Here is a 17,590-nt window from a genome sequence, read left to right on the forward strand (position 1 = left end):
ATTATGGTTGTATTCATAATCCGGCGCACCCTGATGATGATCCCGGTGCTGCTGGGGGCCACTATCTTGTGTTTTGTCCTGGTCGACGTCTCGAACGACCCGGTCCAAGACAGGGTCTTCGAGATTCAGCAGTCCACCGGCGAGCCGGTGCCACAGTCGACCGTCGACGCGCTCGAATCGGCGTGGTACTACGACCGGTCCGTTCCCGAGCGGTACTGGATCTGGCTCACCGGCATCGGTGACACCAACGACGACATCGGCCTGCTCCAGGGCAAGTGGGGACCCTCCATCGAGGGCTCCGCCATGGACATCGGCTACGAGGTCTCCACCCGCTTCTGGATCACGCTCCGGCTGGTCCTGTTCGCCACGCTCGCCTCCATCGGCATCGCCATTCTCTCCGGTGTGGTCAGCGCGGTCAAGCAGTATTCCAAGACCGACTACACCCTGACCTTCCTCGGCTTCCTGTTCCTGGCCATGCCGATCTTCTGGCTCGGCTCGCTGTTCAAGGAAGGGGCCGTGCAGCTCAACAAGCTGCTCGGCACCAACCTGTTCCAGACCTACGGATCAGGGACCACCGGCTTCCAGGGGAACGGCTGGGAGGTCTTCGTCGACGCGCTGCCCTACCTCATCGTGCCCACACTGGTGCTCATGCTCGGCGGCTACGCCGCGATCTCGCGGTACCAGCGCGCCAGCATGCTGGAGGTCATGAACTCCGACTACGTGCGGCTCGCGCGCGCCAAGGGCGTCCGCAACCGCACCGTCATGCGCCGCCACGCGCTGCGGACCGCGCTCATCCCCGTGGCGACCTTCGCGCCCCTGTCGCTCTCGGCGGCCATGGGCGGCGCGATCGTCACCGAGCGCATCTTCGGCTGGCGGGGCCTGGGCGTCTACTCGCTCGACGCCATCAACGCCGGGGACACCTTCGCCGTCATGGCCTACCTGCTCATCTCCGGCGTCGTCGTGCTCGTCGGCGTCCTGATCTCCGACATCCTGTACGGCGTGCTCGACCCGAGGATCCGCTATGAGTAACACCGCACCCGCGCTGGACGCGGAAGCCATCACCACCAAGGAGCGCGGCCAGTGGGAGATGGTCGTGCGCCGATTCTTCCGCCACCGCGCGGCAGTGATCAGCCTCGTCGTCTTCGTGATCATCGTGCTCTTCGCCTACCTCGGCCCGTTCGTGTGGAAGTGGGACTACAAGATCCACTCGGAGATCCCCTCGTGGGCCGCCCCGAGCCTGGACCACCCGTTCGGCACCGACAAGGCCGGGCGCGACATGCTCGGCGCCATGATGCAGGCGACCAAGCAGTCGCTCAACGTGGCGCTCACCGTCGCCATCGGCTCGACCGTCATCGGCGCGCTGTACGGCGCCGTCGCCGGGTTCTACCGCGGGTGGGTCGACGCGGTGCTCATGCGCATCCTCGACGTCATGTTCGTGATCCCGTTCCTGGTCATCACCGGTGCGCTCGCGGGCGCCATCGACACCAGCGTCCGCTGGTACCACATGGCGTTCATCCTCGCGATCTTCGGCTGGACCTCGATCGCCCGCGCCGTGCGGGCCGAGGTGCTGAGCCTCCGCGAGAAGGAGTTCGTCGAGGCCGCAAAGTCCGTCGGCGGCTCCGACTGGCACATCATCGTCAAGCACCTCATCCCGAACACGATGAGCGTCATCATCGTCTCGGTGACCCTCCAGATCGCCTTCGCGATCCTGTCCGAGACGACCCTGTCGTTCCTCGGCCTGGGCATCCAGAGCCCCGACACCTCGCTCGGCCTCCTCATCGAGGCCGCGGGCGCGTCGGCGTTCAACGAGCACTGGTATCTGTTCTACATCCCGGGTCTCATGATCATCCTGATCGCGCTCACCATCAACTTCATCGGTGACGGCCTGCGCGACGCCATGGACCCGCGGCAGACGATGGTGAGGCGATAGCGATGTCGAACATCTCAGTCAGCGACGGCACCGGCTCCGGCCGCGCCGTCGGCACCAAGGGCGACGTGGTCCTCGAAGTCAAGGACCTCAACGTCTCGTTCCCGACCGAGGACGGGCTCGTGCACGCCGTCCGCGGCGTCTCCTACGAGCTGCGCCGGGGCCAGAGCCTCGGCATCGTCGGCGAGTCGGGCTCGGGCAAGTCGGTCACCTCGATGGCGGTCATGGGCCTGCTGCCCAAGACCGCGCAGATCACCGGGTCGGCGAAGCTGGAGGGCGAGGAGCTCCTCGGCCTCGGCGACGCCGAGCTCTCGCGGGTCCGCGGCAAGAAGATCTCCATGATCTTCCAGGACCCGCTGACCAGTCTCAACCCGGTGTACACGGTCGGCTTCCAGCTGGCCGAGGCCATCCGCGTCCACTTCCCGGACGTCAGCAAGGCCGAGGCCCGCACCCGCTGCATCGACCTGCTCGACTCGGTCGGCATCCCCAACCCGCAGCAGCGGGTGGACGCCTACCCGCACGAGCTGTCGGGCGGTATGCGCCAGCGCGTGGTCATCGCCATCGCCATGGCGAACAACCCGGACGTCATCATCGCCGACGAGCCCACCACGGCCCTCGACGTGACCGTCCAGGCGCAGGTGCTCGAAGCCTTGGAGAAGGCCCGCGAAGAGGTCAACGCGGCGCTCATCCTCATCACCCACGACCTGGGCGTCATCGCCGGCCACACCGACGAGGTCCTGGTCATGTACGCCGGGCGCCCCGTCGAGCAGGGCAGTGTGGACGAGATCTTCTACGAGCCGCGGATGCCCTACACGCTGGGCCTGATCGGTTCGCTCCCGCGCATGGACGAGTCGCGGGGCCACCGCCTCACGCCCGTCCACGGGACGCCGCCGTCGATGCTGAACATGCCGCCGGGCTGCCCGTTCCGCCCGCGCTGCCCGATGCACCAGGACATCTGCGCGGAGGTCGAGCCGGACCTGCTGCCCATCGACGGGACCGGGCACGTGGCGGCCTGCCACTTCTCGGACCAGTTGGAGGGCAAGCAGCCCGACGACGTGTTCGCCGCCGTCGCCACGGACCTCTCCGTGGAGGCCGAAGTCGAAGCCGCCGAAGCCGAGGGCGTCGCGATCGCCGAAGAGGAGGATGAGGCCAAGTGAACGCCATGCTCGACACGCCGCAGAACGCGGCGGAGCCGGTCATCGCCGGGAGGAACCTGGTCAAGGAGTTCCCGGTCCGCTCCAAGGGGATCCTGCGCCGCAAGGTGGGCGCGGTCCACGCCGTCTCGGGCGTGAGCCTGGACATCGGCGCGACCGAGACGCTCGCCCTGGTGGGCGAGTCCGGTTGCGGGAAGTCCACGACGGCGCGGCTGATGATGAACCTCATCCCGCCGACCTCCGGCGAGGTGGTGTACGAGGGCCGCGACCTGACGAAGCTCTCGCGCAACCAGATGCGCCCGGTCCGCCGTGACATCCAGCTGGTGTTCCAGGACCCGATGGCGTCCCTGGACCCGCGGCTGACGGTCTTCGAGATCATCGCCGAGCCGCTGCGGGTGCACGGCCTGTTCAAGAACGGCGGGCGCGACCGGGTGAACAGCCTGATCGAGATCGTCGGGCTGAACCCCGAGCACCGCAACCGGTACCCGCATGAGTTCTCGGGCGGGCAGCGCCAGCGCATCGGCATCGCCCGCGCGCTCGCGCTCCAGCCGCGGGTGCTCATGCTGGACGAGCCGGTGTCGGCGCTGGACGTCTCGATCCAGGCCGGCGTCATCAACCTGCTGGAGGACCTTCAGGACGAGCTCGGGCTGTCGTATCTGTTCGTGTCGCACGACCTTTCGGTGGTGCGCCACATCGCGGACAAGGTCGCGGTCATGTACCTGGGCAAGATCGTGGAGGAGGGGACGACCGACCAGCTCTTCGCCGGTCCGGCCCACCCTTACACGCAGGCGCTCATGTCGGCGATCCCGCTGCCGGACCCGCGCAAGGAGCGGGCCCGCGAGCGGATCGTGCTCCAGGGCGACGTCCCCAGCCCGTCGAACCCGCCTTCGGGCTGCCGCTTCCGCACCCGCTGCCCCTTGTTCAAGGAGCTGTCGGAGTCGCAGCAGTCGAAGTGCATCGACATCGAGCCGCTCCTGCGGTCCGACCACGCGGGCCTGACCCGCGCGGCCTGCCACTACGCCGAGCCGAAGCAGCTCGTCTAGCGGCACCTCTCTAGCGACGCCTCGGGGCCGCCGCACCGCATCCGCGGGCGGCGGCCCTTTCGCGTTCCCGGTAAGGGGTTTGCGTTCCCATGCGGGCGGTGCGAGACTGCGCCCATGACCGCACCCCCGTTCCCGTACGAGTATTCAGTGACCCTCGCCTTGGCCGAGCTTGGCGACACCTGGGCCTCGGTCGAGCAGATTGCCGCCGCCCGCGAGCACCTGTCCGCCGCGATCCCCGGCTGGCGTCCACCCGCGGCCTACGGGATCGGCGTCCTGGACGCGGCCGGGCGGATCGCCTTCGCCCGCGTCAACATCGGCGACCACCAGCTTCCCGCGGTCGTCATGGCCACCGTCCTCGGCCACCGCGGCGGCTCGGCCTCCTACCGCCTGCCGGCCCCGGTCCTCGAACAGGCCGTGCGCCTCCTGGCCCCCGCCGAGGCCTGCACCGCCTACGAGCATCCGAACCTCGCGGCCTGGCGCGCGGTCCTCGACCTGGTCCGCGAGGGCCGCGACGCCCGCATGGCCTACCTCGCCGACCTCGACGAGTCCCCCTCCGACGTGTACGCTCTAGCCTTGGCCCACACCGTCGCCGCCCGCTGAACACGGCGACGGCCGGGCCCCCGCGGGCCCGGCCGATCCCCGTTCGCTAGTGGACGTTGTACCGGTTCATGCAGCCGGTGTGCGCGTACCCGCTGTGGTCGCCCCAGATCGCCCAGACCCACACCTCGGACTCGTTCGTGCAGGTCTTGTGGTTCCCTCCGGCCTCGAACGGGATGCACCCGGTGCTCACCCACGTCTCGGCCGGGATCGTCGCGATCTGGTCGGCCCCTGCGTTCGGCGCCACCCGCAGCGCGGTCGGCGTGCTGAACGTCGCGTCGCAGTGCACGCTCTCGGCGACCTCGTCCCCGGCCATCGCCGGTGCGGCCCATACCGAGCCGATCGCGAATGCCAGTGCCGCGCTGGAAAGGATTCGGCGCATGTGACCACCTCTGTCTATGTCGACGGCGCCACCGGACGGCGCCACCGGACGGCGCCCCCCAAGAGCCGTTCCATGCTGGCAGCCCCACCGCCCCTCGGTGCCCGAACGCCGAGGTTGTCGGATTCGCGATAACCGCCCCCGCTTCTCCCACACCGACTCGGGCCCCAACCCCACCGCCGCCCGCGCCCGGTCGGTCAACTCCTGCACCAGTGCGGTCTTAGCCCGCGAGTACTCGCCCGGCGCGATCCCCGACGCCGCGATCTCCCGCTTGAGCCGCCCGTACCGCGCCGCATCCCCCGGATGAGCCCGAAGGTGATCCCGCAGCAACCGCTGATTCCGGGTCGGCCAGCTTTCGGCGCTCACCACATGAAGAATGTGCGTCCGCACTCCGTCCACACTTCGCACGAACAGCACCCGGTCATCCATGCCGTTCTCATGCGGAAGGAACCCCAGCCCCGCCATCGCCTCCCCATGCGCCCCAACGGCTTCCAACCTGTCCACGGCCGCCATCAGATCGATGACCGGCTTGGCCGCCAACCCGGGGACCGCCGTAGACCCGATGTGCTCCACCGCGACGAACAACCCGGTCGCGGCGGCCCGGATCGCCTCGATGGCCTCGGCTGCCTGACGAGCCCAGTCGGGGTCATAGTCGGCGATGTAGATGAGGGGCTGGGTGTTGGGCATGTCCATATCCTCGGTCAGCCGGTTGAGCTGCGCCACCGAGTTCCCGAACGGGGGTCTACCCGCGTTGCAATCCTCTGCGGTCAAAGCGGCGGCGACTACGAGGTGGGCCCAGGTCGGGGTCTGGACTTCGGCTTTCTGGCCCATACGGACCGGCGTTCAAGATGGCGGCGACAGAGAGGTGGGAGTGGCTCGGGGTCGGTTCTCGGGCTTCAGATTGTGGCGGTCTGGTGCCCAAGACGGCAGCGACAGAGAGGAAGAAGGAACTAAGGCCCGGGACTGCGGCCGCCTGGCCCGCCTGTCCCGGCGTTAGAGCGGGCGGCGACGATGGACTGCCCTGTTGGTCGGATCGTTCGCTCGGCGAGGCGCCGGAATGGGGAGTGAATCGGGTCCGGACATGCCAAGGGGCCCTTTCCCTTGCGGGATCAGGCTTCGCGAGGTGGTCTACCTGCGCTCCCTCGGCAGTCGCCCGCCGAGGGCCTCCTAAGAAGGGCGGTCCTCCGGGGTCTTCCCGAGACGCCCCGCCTGGATCGCTTGCCGCCCTGGAACTCGCACCGACCAGCGCCGGTTCGGATGAGGCTTCCTCGGTCTTTCGGAAACGCTTCCTGGCTCGTTCGATAGAGCTCTTCATGGTCTGCTGGGCGTACCAGCTCGCGAGGTCGGTGAGTTCCCGCCGGAACTTCGGCGACCACTCTGAGGTGTCGAGCCCATTCGGCAGGTCCTTCTCGGCCTCCCACTCGGCGTCGCTCAACCCGTTGCCGGTGTGCACGATCGTCGCCCGCCCGGGGCCGGTCTTCTCGATCGACCAGGCGTCGGTGTGTATGCGCCCGTGGTGAAAGCGGCACAGCAGGATCAGGTTCTCGGCGACCGTGGGCCCCCCGTTCGCCCAGTGCTCCACGTGGTGCGCCTCGGTCCACGACACCGGCGCCCGGCAGCCGGACCAAGCGCAGCCGGTGGGCTGTTCGAGTTCGAGCTTGTGGCGGAGGGCGGTGTTGGGGAGTCGCTTGGCTCGGCCGAGTTCGAGGGCTTCGCCGGTGGTGTAGTCGAAGATCGAGGGGATGATCCCGGCCTCGCAGGCGAGGTGGCGGGCCTTGGCGAGGGAGATGGGGCGGCCGTCGAGCATGGGGGTCCGGCCGGTCTCCTCGCCGCGAAGGGTGGCGAGGTCGCAGGTGAGGTTCAGGGTCGCGGTGTGGCCGTGGCGCTTGGGCGCGTCAGGGTCGGTGCCGTAGGCGGCGACCATCTGGTGAAGGGCCTCGGCGTTCCGGTTCCCGGCGGGAGGGAGCACCCCGTCGGCGTCGGCGTCCTCCTGGCGGGGAGGGGCCACCGCGGTCCGCAGGGCGTTGCTGAGGAGCTTCCCGGTGTCGGCGGTGAGCCTGCCGTCGAGGTCCCACATGCCGTCGGGGCGCTCGTTCACTTCGAGCCAGGCGAGCGACTGCCTGCTCATCTCGTCGAGGAGGGCCTGCTGGTCGAAGAGTTCGGCGCAGATCCGGTCGAAGTGTTCGGTGAGTTCCGAACGGGCCGAGTGGATGCAGAACTCCCGGATCAGCTCTTCGGGAGTGGCGCAGAGGATGTCGGGATCGAAGGGGGACTCGACCGGGCCTTCGGGGTAGGGGACCCGGGAGTAGACCGAGAGGCCTTCGCGCTCAAGGCGACGCACCGCGTAGGCGATGGCGTCGATGCGGGCGCCGCCGGAGAGGGCCGCCTCGGTGAGGTGTGCGAAGCGGGGGGCGAGCCGGGCGATGGAGGCCATCTGGCCCGCGCACGCGGCGTTGAAATCGAAGCACTCCATGATCCAGTCGCGAATGCCGGAGAAGCCGTCGCAGGCTTTGTGAAGACCGGCCGAAGTGTAGGCGATGACCGCCTTGAGAGTGTCGGCTTCGCGGCTGCGGGATTGCGCTGCAAGGGATTCGATCTGGGAGCGGAGGGCTGCCGCCTGGGTGTTCCGGTTCGATTCGGAGTCGGTCTGCATCCTGCTCACCCCCTTGGGAGTTATACGCTTTTGCGTCCTGTTGTGTTTACTGGTGCGATAAGTCAATGTTGACACGGATATGGGGGAGTGTCATCACCTAAACGGGTGAATGTGTGTCTGTATAGGACTAAAGGGAATTCGATATGCAGAGGTGGACATGAGGATCATTCGCAGGGCGAGCCGAGCGAACCCGGCGGCCCGAGTCCGAGCCCGATTCCCTTCCGCCTCTTCGTCGCTGCCGCTTTGACATTGATCGAATGCGGCCCCGAAGGGCATAGTTCCGTTCTCAGTGGACTCAAGAGAACTCGGGATGACGGGTGTTCGATCCGGCCGTCCTGACATCCCTTTTGGAGCCGGGAAAGTGTCGGGATGCCGACACTTGAATGTCAGAAGAGCTGGTGGGGCCCTTGGTGGAAACTCGGGGGGACCATCGGGGCCGTCGAACCGCTAGCGTGGCAGCATACGGGCCCGAGTGGTGGAATCTGGTAGACACAGTCGGCTTAAAACCGGCCGTCGTGAGACTTGCGGGTTCAAATCCCGTCTCGGGCACGGGTACGGGAAGGTCTTGCCGGCCAACGGGATCGGACGGAGTGGGGCCGTCCGGTCCTCGCGAATCGAACGAGTGATGATTTTTCCGCTTTGCGAAGGCCGTCCCGTGACCTCCCGTACCGGCCTCGACCTGCGATCATGTTGCCCCGCCGGGCTTTCGAGGGCCTCCGGGGCGCGCTTCGCGCCGGTTGACTGCGTCCGGCGGCCATGCTATCCAGTAGCAGAACGCTGATACCATGCTGGCGAACAGAGCGGGGGGAAGACTGCTTTCTGTTCTGCTGCAACGTGTTTGGACCTACCAGGTATCGCGGAAGCCGTTAGACCCGTGTCGTGAGGATGGCGATGCCCGAAACACCTCGGTCAACAACTCAAACCTTTCAGTTCGCAAGACTCGCGCCCCGGGGATCCGCATCGGCAGAGGAGGGCCCCGCGGTCGAGCTCAAATCGCGGCTCGTGCGGCTGGCATTGCTGCCGCTCGGATTGGCGACCCTCGTCGGCGCGGGCGCCTCGGTCTACCTGAGCCGGGTCGACGCCGCCGGTCCGGCTTGGACCACGCCGGTCGTGTTCGGTTCGGCCGCAGCACTACTGGTGCTCGTGGGCATCCTCGCCGTCAGCTCCGCCACGAAGACCGAGGCGGACTTCAGGCGGCGGATCAACTCGGTGCGCCGATCCACTGTGGAGACCCATTACAAGGTGTGGCAGGTCCTCGACGACCTCCAGCGCGCCACCCCGCCCGACCAGCGCTGGTCGGTGCCGCTCCCCAACCCCGGCTCCAGCGCGCGCAACGTGGACGAGACCATCGCGCTCCTCGCCGCCGAGGCCCGCCACCTGCGGGCCGCCGCCGAGGCCATCGCGGCGCGCGGCATCGCCGCCCCTGCCGCGCCGCCGAAGCCCATGGCCCCCGTCCCGCTCGAAGCCCCGGCCCCGGCACCCATCGCGGCCGCCGCGCAGTCGGCCCGCACCGACGACGGCGAGCCGGGCGTGGGCATCTTCGTCAACCGCGCCCGGCGCCTCCAGGTGTTGGCGCACAGGGAGATCGTGGAGCTGGACTTCCTCGAGCGACAGGTCGAGGACCCGGACCTCCTCAAGGGACTGTTCTCGGTCGACCACCTGGCGACACGGGTGCGCCGGCACGCCGAGAACCTCGCGGTCCTCGGCGGCGGGCCCTCGCACCGGCAGTGGTCGCGCCCCGTCAACGTCTACGAGGCGCTGCGCTCCTCGGTGGCCGAGGTCGAGCACTACGCCCGCGTCAAGCTCGTGCGCCCGGTCGACGGCACCCTCAAGGGCCACGCGGTCGCCGACTTCATCCACCTCGTCGCCGAGCTCATCGAGAACGCGACGCTGTTCTCCCCGCCGAGCACCCAGGTGCTCATCCGGGTCGCCCAGGTGCGCACCGGCATGGCCGTCGAGGTCGAGGACCGCGGCCTGGGCATGGCCCAGGAGGACCGCGAGTTCTACAACGGGGTCCTCTCGACTCCCGCCGAGGTCGACCTCGAAGCGCTGCTGGCGGACGGGCGCATCGGCCTCTATGTGGTCTCGCAGCTCGCCCGCCGCCACAAGTTCGTCGTCCAGTTGCAGTCGAACATCTTCGGCGGCACCCAGGCGGTCGTCGTGGTGCCCGAGGAGGTGCTCGGCGGCGGCCGGAGCGTCAACGAGCCCAAGGAGTCCGCACCCAAGCCCCGCAAGCCCGCGGCCGAGACCGGGCCGCAGCTGCCCTCCGTGCAGCTGACCTCGACCGGCCAGCACGCCCGCCCGCAGCCGGTCGCCGGACGCGGCGCCCACCCGCCGCGCCAGGCCGTGGCCGCGATCGAACCGGTGCGCACGGTCGAGCCTCCCCGATCCGAGTCCGACGACCGACCCGCGCTCCCCAAGCGCGCCCGGCAGACCCACCTCGCCCCGCAACTGCGCGACGCCTCCCAGCAGGGCGGCACCGGCTCCGAAGCCGGCCACGACCCGGGCCTCATGAAGGCCTTCCAGCAGGGCCAGCACCGCGCCCAGGACGATCCGATCCCCAATCCGGACAGTTCCACTCCGTACCAAGACGAGGAGGCCTAATGTCGGGCGACGAGGCCAGACCACAGGCATCGGATCTCAACTGGCTCCTGGCGGGCCTGGTCAAGAAGGTCCCGCACGCGCGCAGCGCCCTGCTGCTCTCGGCTGACGGGATCAAGAAGGCCTACTCGGGGCTCGACCCCGACCAGGCCGACCAGCTCTCGGCCATCGCCTCGGGCATGTTCTCCCTCGCGCGCAGCGCCGGCGTCCAGTTCGGCTCCAGCGCGGGCGTGCGCCAGGTCGTGGCCGAACTCGACGACACCATGCTGTTCGTCTCGACCGCCGGCTCCGGCGCGGTGCTCGCGGTCGCGACCGACCGCGACGCCGACGCGGGCCTGGTCGGCTACGAGATGTCGATCCTCGTCCGGAGCGTCCGCCCCGCCCTGGAGACGCCCGTGCGCCGCACCGCCGAGCCCGTCCCCAGCGGTGACCTGGCGGGCTGATGGCCGACTCCGCGGAGCGCCCGCTGCTCGACGACGACGCGGGCCCGCTCGTGCGCCCGTACATGGCCAGCGGCGGGCGCACCGCGCCGACCGCGTCGCTCGACCTGCTCACGCTCGTGTGGGCGACCGGGCGCCTCGGCCCCACCCAGCTCGAAGCGGAGCTGGGCGAGGTGCTGCTGCTGTGCAGGGAGCCGATCTCGGTGGCCGAGGTCGCCGCGCACCTGCGCCTGCCCGCGATGGTCGTCAAGGTCCTCCTCTCCGACCTCCTCGACCTCGGCGCGGTGGGGCTCCTCTCGCCCGACCCCGCCGTGGACACCACCGACCGAACCGTATTGGAGGCACTCCTCAATGGCCTACAACGGCGACTCTGACCCCCGGGGCGACCCGGTGCCCACCGCCGTCAAACTCCTCGTCGCCGGCGGCTTCGGGGCCGGGAAGACGACGTTCGTCGCCTCGGTGTCGGAGATCGAGCCGCTGACGACCGAGGAGACGATCACCACCGCCTCGATCGGCACCGACGACCTGACCGGCGTGGGGGACAAGCAGACGACGACGGTGGCCCTGGACTTCGGGCGCATCACCCTCGACGCGCAGTACATCCTCTACCTGTTCGGCACCCCCGGGCAGGACCGGTTCTGGTTCATGTGGAACGAGCTCTCCGAGGGCGCGTTCGGCGCGGTGGTCCTGGCCGACACGCGGCGACTGGAGGACTGCTTCCCGTCCCTGGACTTCTTCGAGCGGCGCGGCACGCCGTTCATCGTGGCGGTCAACGAGTTCGACGGCGGCCACCGCTACGGGCCCGAGGAGGTCCGGGCCGCGCTCGACCTCGACCCGGGCGTCCCGATCGTCCTGTGCGACGCCCGCGACACCCGCTCGGCGACCTCGGCGCTGGTCACGCTGACGAAGCATCTGATCTCGGTCGCACCGACGACCGTCTAGTTAGGAGACAACCATGACCGATCTGGAGAACGAGTTCCGCCTCACCGTCACCCCCGAGGACCCCGACGGCTCCAAGCGCGCCGCGCGCCAGGCGAGAATCGGCGCGCTGCCCGAGGCCGACCCCGAGTACGACGACGTGGCCGAGCAGATCCTCAAGCTCACCGGCGCCACCTGGGCCGGGGTGAACTTCGTGGGCGAGAACCAGCACCAGTTCTTCCCCGGGATCGCCGGGCCCGGCACGCGGTCGGTCGACGGGGCCGACCCCGAGATCGGCCGCGAGATGCCCGGCGACCACGGCTACTGCGTGTACGTGGTGGCCCGCGAGAAGGCCATGGCGCTCAACAACGTCATGGACTACGCGCGCTTCGCGGGCAACCCGGTGGTCGACGCCCTCGGCATCCGCTCCTACATCGGGGCGCCGCTCCTGGACGACGAGGGCGCCACCATCGGCACCGTCTGGGCCATCGACAACAAGACCCACCAGTGGGGCACCGCCGACGTGGACGCCATGAAGACCGTGGCCGCCGGCGTCGTCGAGCGCATCCGCGCCAAGCACGCGGCCGCCCAGGCCTGACGCTCCGGGGCGTCCCCTCACGCCCTGCGGAAGTCCCCCCGGGGGAGGCGCGACGCGCCTCCCCCGGACTGTTGCCCGTCCTTGGCGAAGCCGTTATGCTGCGTTGATTCGCGCGCAATCGTCCTATGATCTGATCTCATCGACCCCTCGGCGGACCGGCTCCGCACCCCACCCATCCACGCCCAACGGAGAACCATGCTGAACTTCAGGCTCAAGCGCCGCGCGGTCGCCGCCGTCGGCGCGGCCGCGCTCGCGGCGACCACGCTCGCCGTCGGCGCCTGGTCGTCCCACGGCGGCGACCACGGCCACGGCCACGGCCGCCAGGTCGACCTGCAACTGCTGGCCATCAACGACTTCCACGGCAACATCGAGGCCGCCTCCAGCCTCACCTACCCCGGTTTCGACGAGCCCGTGGGCGGCGCCGAGTACCTCGCCACGCACCTCGAACAGGCCCGCGAAGGCGAGAAGTACTCGACCACCGTCGCCGCCGGCGACCTCATCGGCGCCAGCCCCTTCCTGTCGGCCGTCTTCGACGACGAGCCCACCATCGAGTCGCTCAACGCCATGGGCGTCGAGGTCTCCTCGGTCGGCAACCACGAGTTCGACGCCGGCTACGACGAACTCCAGCGCATCATCGAAGGCGACGAGGACTTCGAAGGCGCCGACTTCCCCTACCTCGGCGCGAACGTCGTCGACGAGGCCACCGGCGAGCCCGTCCTCGACCCGTACTGGGTCAAGAAGTTCAAGGGCGGCGTCAAGGTCGGCTTCATCGGCATGACCCTCGAAGGCACCGGCAGCATCGTCTCCCAGGCCGGCATCGAGGGCCTGGAGTTCCAGGACGAGGTCGCGACCGCGAACAAGTACGCCCGCGAGCTCAAGCGCCAGGGCGTCAACGCCATCGTCGTGCTCCTCCACGAAGGCGGCGTGCCCGTCGCCGAGGACACCGGCCACGACTGCGAGTCCCTCGACGGCACCGGCACCGGCATGTCCGGGCCCATCGTGGACATCGCCGAGACCATGACCCCGCTCGTGGACATCCTCGTCACCGGCCACACCCACAACGAGTACGTCTGCTCGGTCCCCGACCCGGCCGGCAACCCGCGCATGGTCACCTCCGCGTCCTCCTACGGCAAGGTCTTCACCGAGATCGACGCGACCTACGACAAGCGCACCAAGGACATCGTGCGCTCCTCGGTCTCCGGCTCCAACACCGTCGTCACCCGCGACGTCGAGGCCGACGGGGACCAGACCGACATCCTCGCCGAGTACGGGCCGCTCGCGGCCGAGGCCGGCAACCGCGTCGTCGGCTACATCGGCGAGGACGTCAAGCGCGGCGCCACCCGCGCCGAGGAGTTCCCGCTCGGCAGCCTCATCGCCGACGCGCAACTGTGGAACACCGCGGCCGAGGACGCCGGCGGCGCCGAGATCGCCTTCATGAACCCCGGCGGCGTCAGAGCCGACCTCCTCTACGACCAGGGCACCCCCGGCGAGGCGACCTACGCCGAAGTGTTCACCGTGCAGCCCTTCGCGAACTACGTCGTCACCGTCGACCTGACCGGCGCGCAGATCCTCGAAGCGCTGCGCCAGCAGCTGCCGAGCGCCGAGCGTTCGACCACACTGGTCCTCCAGGTCTCCGAGGGCTTCACGTACACGTGGGACACCTCCAAGACCGGCACCGACCAGATCGTGGCCGACTCCCTGGCGCTCAACGGGGAGCCGATCGTCGCCGACCAGACCTACCGGGTCACCGTCAACTCGTTCCTCGCCGACGGCGGCGACTCCTTCGCCGCGTTCGCCGAAGGCGAGAACCGTCTCTTCGGTGCGCTCGACGTCGACGCGTTCGAGGCCTACATCGCCGAGTTCGGCACCGCGGACGCGCCGCTCCAGGCCCCCGAACTGGGCCGGATCAACCGCATCTGACCGTTCCTGAACGGATTCACAGCAGCGGAGCAGCGATTGCTCCGCTGCTGTGTCGTCGTCCGGGTACCGACCGGATAGGGTGGAGACACCCTTGAACCTTCAACGGAGGACCGCAGGTCATGGCAATGCAGAGCAGGAACTCATCCCTTCGGAACATGGTGAAGACCCAGTACAACCAGCAGCACATGGGTGCCGCGTACGGGCCTTACGGACAGATGACCCAGGCCCCGCAGGTCCAGACCATGCGGATCGACGACGTCATCGTCCGCACCGTGGCCCTCGTCGGCGCGACCTTCGTCGCGGCGATCCTCACCTACGGCATGGTCGGCAGCGGCGACTCCGCCTCGGTGGGCACCGCCGGCATGCTGATGACCCTCGGCGCCGTCGTCGGCCTCGGCGTCATCATCTTCTCGATGTTCAAGCCGATCACGAACCCCTTCATCTGCTTCGCCTACGCGATCGGGCAGGGGCTTCTCCTCGGCGGCGTCTCCGCGGTGTTCGAGGCCCAGTTCCCCGGCATCGTCGTCAACGCCCTCCTCGGCACCATCCTCGTGTTCGCCGGGATGCTCGCGCTCTACCGCTTCCGCATCCTCAAGAACTCCCCGGTCTTCACCAAGGTCATCATCGGCGCCGGCTTTGGCATCTTCGCCCTGACCATGGTCAACCTCGTCGCGAGCATGTTCGGCGCGAACCTCGGCCTCTTCGCCTCCCCCGGCGGCGACCCGACCACCCTCCAGTGGATCATCGCCATCGGCATCACCCTCTGGGCCGCCTTCTCCTTCATCCTCGACTTCGACATGATCGAGCAGTCCGCGCAGATGGGCGCCCCCAAGAAGTACGCCTGGGCCGGGGCCTTCGGCCTCACCGCCGGGCTCATCTTCCTGTACTGGAACCTGCTCCGCCTCCTCAGCTACTTCCAGAGCAACTAGCGGCTTGAGCACCGAGCTACAGCGGGCGATCGGGCGCGTCGTCGAAGGCACGCGCCACTGGTCGCCCGCTCGCTGGTCTCCGAAGGCCGAAGCGATGCACGACCTCGTCCAGGCCCTCGCCGACCTCACCGCCGACGCCGAGCACCACCCCCGCCGGGCCGTCCCGCGCCTGCCCAACGACATGCACCTGCCCGACCAGCTCCAGGTCGTCGGCCTCGACCTCCTCGACGCCGAACCCCGCCTCACCCCCGGCCAGCGCGACAGCGCCTTCGCCGCGATCGACCGGGCCCGCGCCGCCCTCTTCTAGGCCTCGTTCCAGTCGGCCATGAGCAGCGCCGTGTCCTCCAGCGCCTCCACCAGGTTGTCGGCCTCCCAGCGCAGCACGTTGCGGCGTGTGCGCGTCGCCCGGTCCTCGACGGCCGCGAGCCGCAGGTCCAGCCGGTGCGCCGCCTGCTCCAGGTCCGCGCCCCGCGGCGCCGCCGCGCCGCGGGCCCGCGCCGCCAGCCGCATGTAGGCCGCGTCGACCGAGTCGGCGAACGCGTCGACGCCCGCCAAACCGATGCCCTCCTCGTCGCGCCCGAGGGTCGCGTTGACCGCCACGAGTGCCCGCCCGGCCCGCGACAGCGCCGCCTCGACGCCGAGGACGTCGGCCGACAGGGGTCCGGGACCGGAGACCGGTTCGGCCTTCGCCTGATCCGCCGAGCTGTTCAGGGCCGCCCGCCGCGCCCGGATGCGGTCGATGGCGGCGTGCATGACCTTGCGGTCGTAGTCGGCCGGATGCGCCTGCCGGTCCAGTGACAGCCGCGCGTAGTCGCGGTAGGCGTCGACGAGGTCGCCGAGGAGGTCGCCGAGCCTGCGGGTCTGCCAGGTCGGGACGAGGACGTAGAACCCGATCGCGAGCCCCGCGCCGACCAGGGTGCACACGCCCCGGTCGACGGCTGCGAGGACCGGTGCCTCGCCGGCGAGGTCGATCTGGAACACCGTGAACCCGGAGACGGCGGCGGCGAACACGAGCATCGACACCGGCCGCGCCAGGTAGGCCACGAGCGCGTACGCGAGCACGACGAGGCTGAGCCACAGCTGGTCGGCGGGCAGGAGGAGCCCGAGGAGCGAGGCGAGCACGACGCCGCCGGTGGTGCCGACGGCCCTGGTGGTGCCGCGTGTGAGCGTCCCCGCGAAGTCCGCTTGGAGGACCAGCCAGGCCGTGAGCGGGATCCAGTACCCGTGCCCGGTGGGCCACAGGAGGCCGATGGTCATCGCCAGGGCGATGACGCCTGCGCGCCGCAGCGCGTGGTGGACGACCGGGTCGCGGCGGTGCAGGCGGGCCCGGAGCTGTTCGAAGGTCTGGCGGGCGGTGCTGGTGACGTGGGCGAGCGCGGGGTCGCCGATGACTTCGCCGCCGCCGTCGGTGATCCGCTCGGCGTAGGCGCCGGTCTCGTGGAGGGTGCGCAGGAGGCCGCCGATCTCGGTGGGCATGGTGCCGGTGGCGGTGGCCATGGGGTTCTGGGAGAGCCCGTCGAGGAGCGCGTCCCAGTCGAGGGGCGCGGGGCGGCGGGCGGTGATGCGGTCGGCGAAGTGGGTGAGGAGGCGGGCGGCGAGTTCGAGGGCTTCGGAGTAGAACGCGACGGTGTCGCGGTCCTGGGCGTCGGCGCGGGCCCGGGCGCTGGCGGTGCGGCCGATGGCGCCGGAGACGGCGTAGATCTGGCGGCGGGCTTCGAGGACGGCGGTGGGGAGGACGCGGCGGCGGTCGAGTTCGCGGGCGGCTTCGAGGAGGGTCTCGGTGCGGAAGGGGGCGCTGGGGTCGGCGGCGAGGGCGTCGGCTTCGGCGGCGAGGGCGAGCCAGGCGTCGGCGAGGGTGCGGCGGTCTTCGGCCCAGCGGTAGTACGGGGGGAGGAGGGCCATGAGGGCTTGGACGGCGCCGCCGGCGAGGACGGCGGCGGCGGCGATGAGGGCGGTGGTGCCGACGGTGACGTGTTCGGCGAGGAAGAACATGACGCCGGAGACGGTGAAGGTGACGCCGGCGACGTGGGTGACGGAGCCGACGAAGGTGAGGATGAAGGCGTAGGCGGCCGCGGCGGCGACGAGCACGATCGGGTTGCCGATGGCGCCGAGGAGGACGCCGAGTGCGCCCGCGGCGCCGACGAGGACGGGGAGTGCGGGGCCGGTGCGGGTGCCGGGGGTGAGGAGGGCGACGCCGCCGAGCCAGGCGCCCATGGCGGCGGCGGGTCCCCAGGCGGGGTGGTCGAGGAGGGCGACGGCGCTCATGGCGACGGCGATGCCGAAGGCGGCGCGCACGGCGAGGACCGGGGTGGCCTCGCCCGGGGTCCACGCCCGCAGGTCCTGGCCGACCCGGCGGAAGGATTCGGCGACGCCCGGGTTGAGCACGTTGCGATCTTATGGCGCCGGCGGCGCCGCGGTACGGGCCCGCCCA

The 17,590-nt window shown here is 69.8% G+C and carries 14 protein-coding genes, 1 tRNA gene and 1 pseudogene; 13 read left to right on the forward strand and 3 right to left on the reverse strand.

Annotated elements, in window-relative coordinates; all coding sequences use genetic code 11:
- Positions 1-3: 3 nt before the first annotated feature.
- The 4 genes and pseudogenes from E9998_RS14610 (at position 4) to E9998_RS14630 (ending at position 4,724) form a co-directional block, all read left to right on the forward strand.
- Positions 4-1,029, forward strand: coding sequence for an ABC transporter permease (locus E9998_RS14610; RefSeq protein WP_136530434.1), 1,026 nt, complete (start codon positions 4-6; stop codon positions 1,027-1,029).
- The gene (locus tag E9998_RS14615; protein ID WP_136530435.1) at positions 1,022-1,930 is read left to right on the forward strand and encodes an ABC transporter permease; all 909 of its coding nucleotides are present in this window, start codon (positions 1,022-1,024) and stop codon (positions 1,928-1,930) included. The genes E9998_RS14610 and E9998_RS14615 overlap by 8 nt, the downstream gene beginning before the upstream one ends.
- Positions 1,931-1,932: 2 nt before the next feature.
- A pseudogene (locus tag E9998_RS27090) lies at positions 1,933-4,124 on the forward strand (ABC transporter ATP-binding protein).
- 114 nt (positions 4,125-4,238) lie between these two features.
- On the forward strand, positions 4,239-4,724 hold the full coding sequence (locus tag E9998_RS14630; protein WP_136530437.1) for a hypothetical protein: 486 nt from the start codon (positions 4,239-4,241) through the stop codon (positions 4,722-4,724).
- A gap of 46 nt (positions 4,725-4,770) precedes the next feature.
- Here the strand turns inward: E9998_RS14630 and E9998_RS14635 are convergent, their stop codons facing one another.
- Together E9998_RS14635 and E9998_RS14640 are read right to left on the reverse strand one after the other, a co-directional pair.
- Positions 4,771-5,823 (reverse strand): GrpB family protein, encoded by a 1,053-nt coding sequence (locus E9998_RS14635; protein WP_204745448.1) that lies wholly within the window; start codon positions 5,821-5,823, stop codon positions 4,771-4,773.
- A gap of 19 nt (positions 5,824-5,842) precedes the next feature.
- Positions 5,843-7,753 (reverse strand): HNH endonuclease signature motif containing protein, encoded by a 1,911-nt coding sequence (locus tag E9998_RS14640; RefSeq protein ID WP_136530438.1) that lies wholly within the window; start codon positions 7,751-7,753, stop codon positions 5,843-5,845.
- 466 nt (positions 7,754-8,219) lie between these two features.
- Between E9998_RS14640 and E9998_RS14645 the strand changes: the two genes are divergently transcribed.
- From E9998_RS14645 to E9998_RS14685, 9 genes are all read left to right on the forward strand, one after another.
- Positions 8,220-8,302: transfer RNA gene (locus E9998_RS14645), tRNA-Leu, on the forward strand.
- Positions 8,303-8,755: 453 nt separating this feature from the next.
- A complete protein-coding gene (locus tag E9998_RS14650) occupies positions 8,756-10,357 on the forward strand; it encodes a sensor histidine kinase (RefSeq protein ID WP_204745449.1) in 1,602 nt (533 codons plus the stop codon).
- On the forward strand, positions 10,357-10,797 hold the full coding sequence (locus E9998_RS14655) for a roadblock/LC7 domain-containing protein (protein ID WP_136530439.1): 441 nt from the start codon (positions 10,357-10,359) through the stop codon (positions 10,795-10,797). Before E9998_RS14650 ends, E9998_RS14655 begins: the two co-directional genes overlap by 1 nt.
- A complete protein-coding gene (locus E9998_RS14660) occupies positions 10,797-11,168 on the forward strand; it encodes a DUF742 domain-containing protein (protein ID WP_136530440.1) in 372 nt (123 codons plus the stop codon). The genes E9998_RS14655 and E9998_RS14660 overlap by 1 nt, the downstream gene beginning before the upstream one ends.
- Positions 11,146-11,736 carry a GTP-binding protein gene (locus E9998_RS14665; protein ID WP_136530441.1) on the forward strand — a complete coding sequence of 197 codons (591 nt, stop codon included), beginning with the start codon at positions 11,146-11,148 and terminating at the stop codon, positions 11,734-11,736. The genes E9998_RS14660 and E9998_RS14665 overlap by 23 nt, the downstream gene beginning before the upstream one ends.
- Before the next feature lie 13 nt (positions 11,737-11,749).
- A complete protein-coding gene (locus E9998_RS14670; RefSeq protein ID WP_136530442.1) occupies positions 11,750-12,310 on the forward strand; it encodes a GAF domain-containing protein in 561 nt (186 codons plus the stop codon).
- Between the two features lie 195 nt (positions 12,311-12,505).
- Entirely contained in the window at positions 12,506-14,230 is a 1,725-nt protein-coding gene (locus E9998_RS14675; protein ID WP_136530443.1) for a bifunctional metallophosphatase/5'-nucleotidase, read from the forward strand.
- A gap of 155 nt (positions 14,231-14,385) precedes the next feature.
- Entirely contained in the window at positions 14,386-15,159 is a 774-nt protein-coding gene (locus E9998_RS14680) for a Bax inhibitor-1/YccA family protein (RefSeq protein ID WP_158299812.1), read from the forward strand.
- A 4-nt stretch (positions 15,160-15,163) separates the two neighbouring features.
- Positions 15,164-15,466, forward strand: coding sequence for a hypothetical protein (locus E9998_RS14685; RefSeq protein ID WP_192907097.1), 303 nt, complete (start codon positions 15,164-15,166; stop codon positions 15,464-15,466).
- Here the strand turns inward: E9998_RS14685 and E9998_RS14690 are convergent.
- Positions 15,463-17,544, reverse strand: a complete 2,082-nt coding sequence (locus tag E9998_RS14690; protein WP_136530445.1) for an FUSC family protein — start codon at positions 17,542-17,544, stop codon at positions 15,463-15,465. The two genes, E9998_RS14685 and E9998_RS14690, sit on opposite strands and share 4 nt — an antisense overlap.
- Positions 17,545-17,590: the final 46 nt, after the last annotated feature.

Origin of the sequence: Glycomyces paridis (genome assembly GCF_004912155.1) — a bacterium.
Lineage (GTDB): Bacteria > Actinomycetota > Actinomycetes > Mycobacteriales > Micromonosporaceae > Glycomyces > Glycomyces paridis.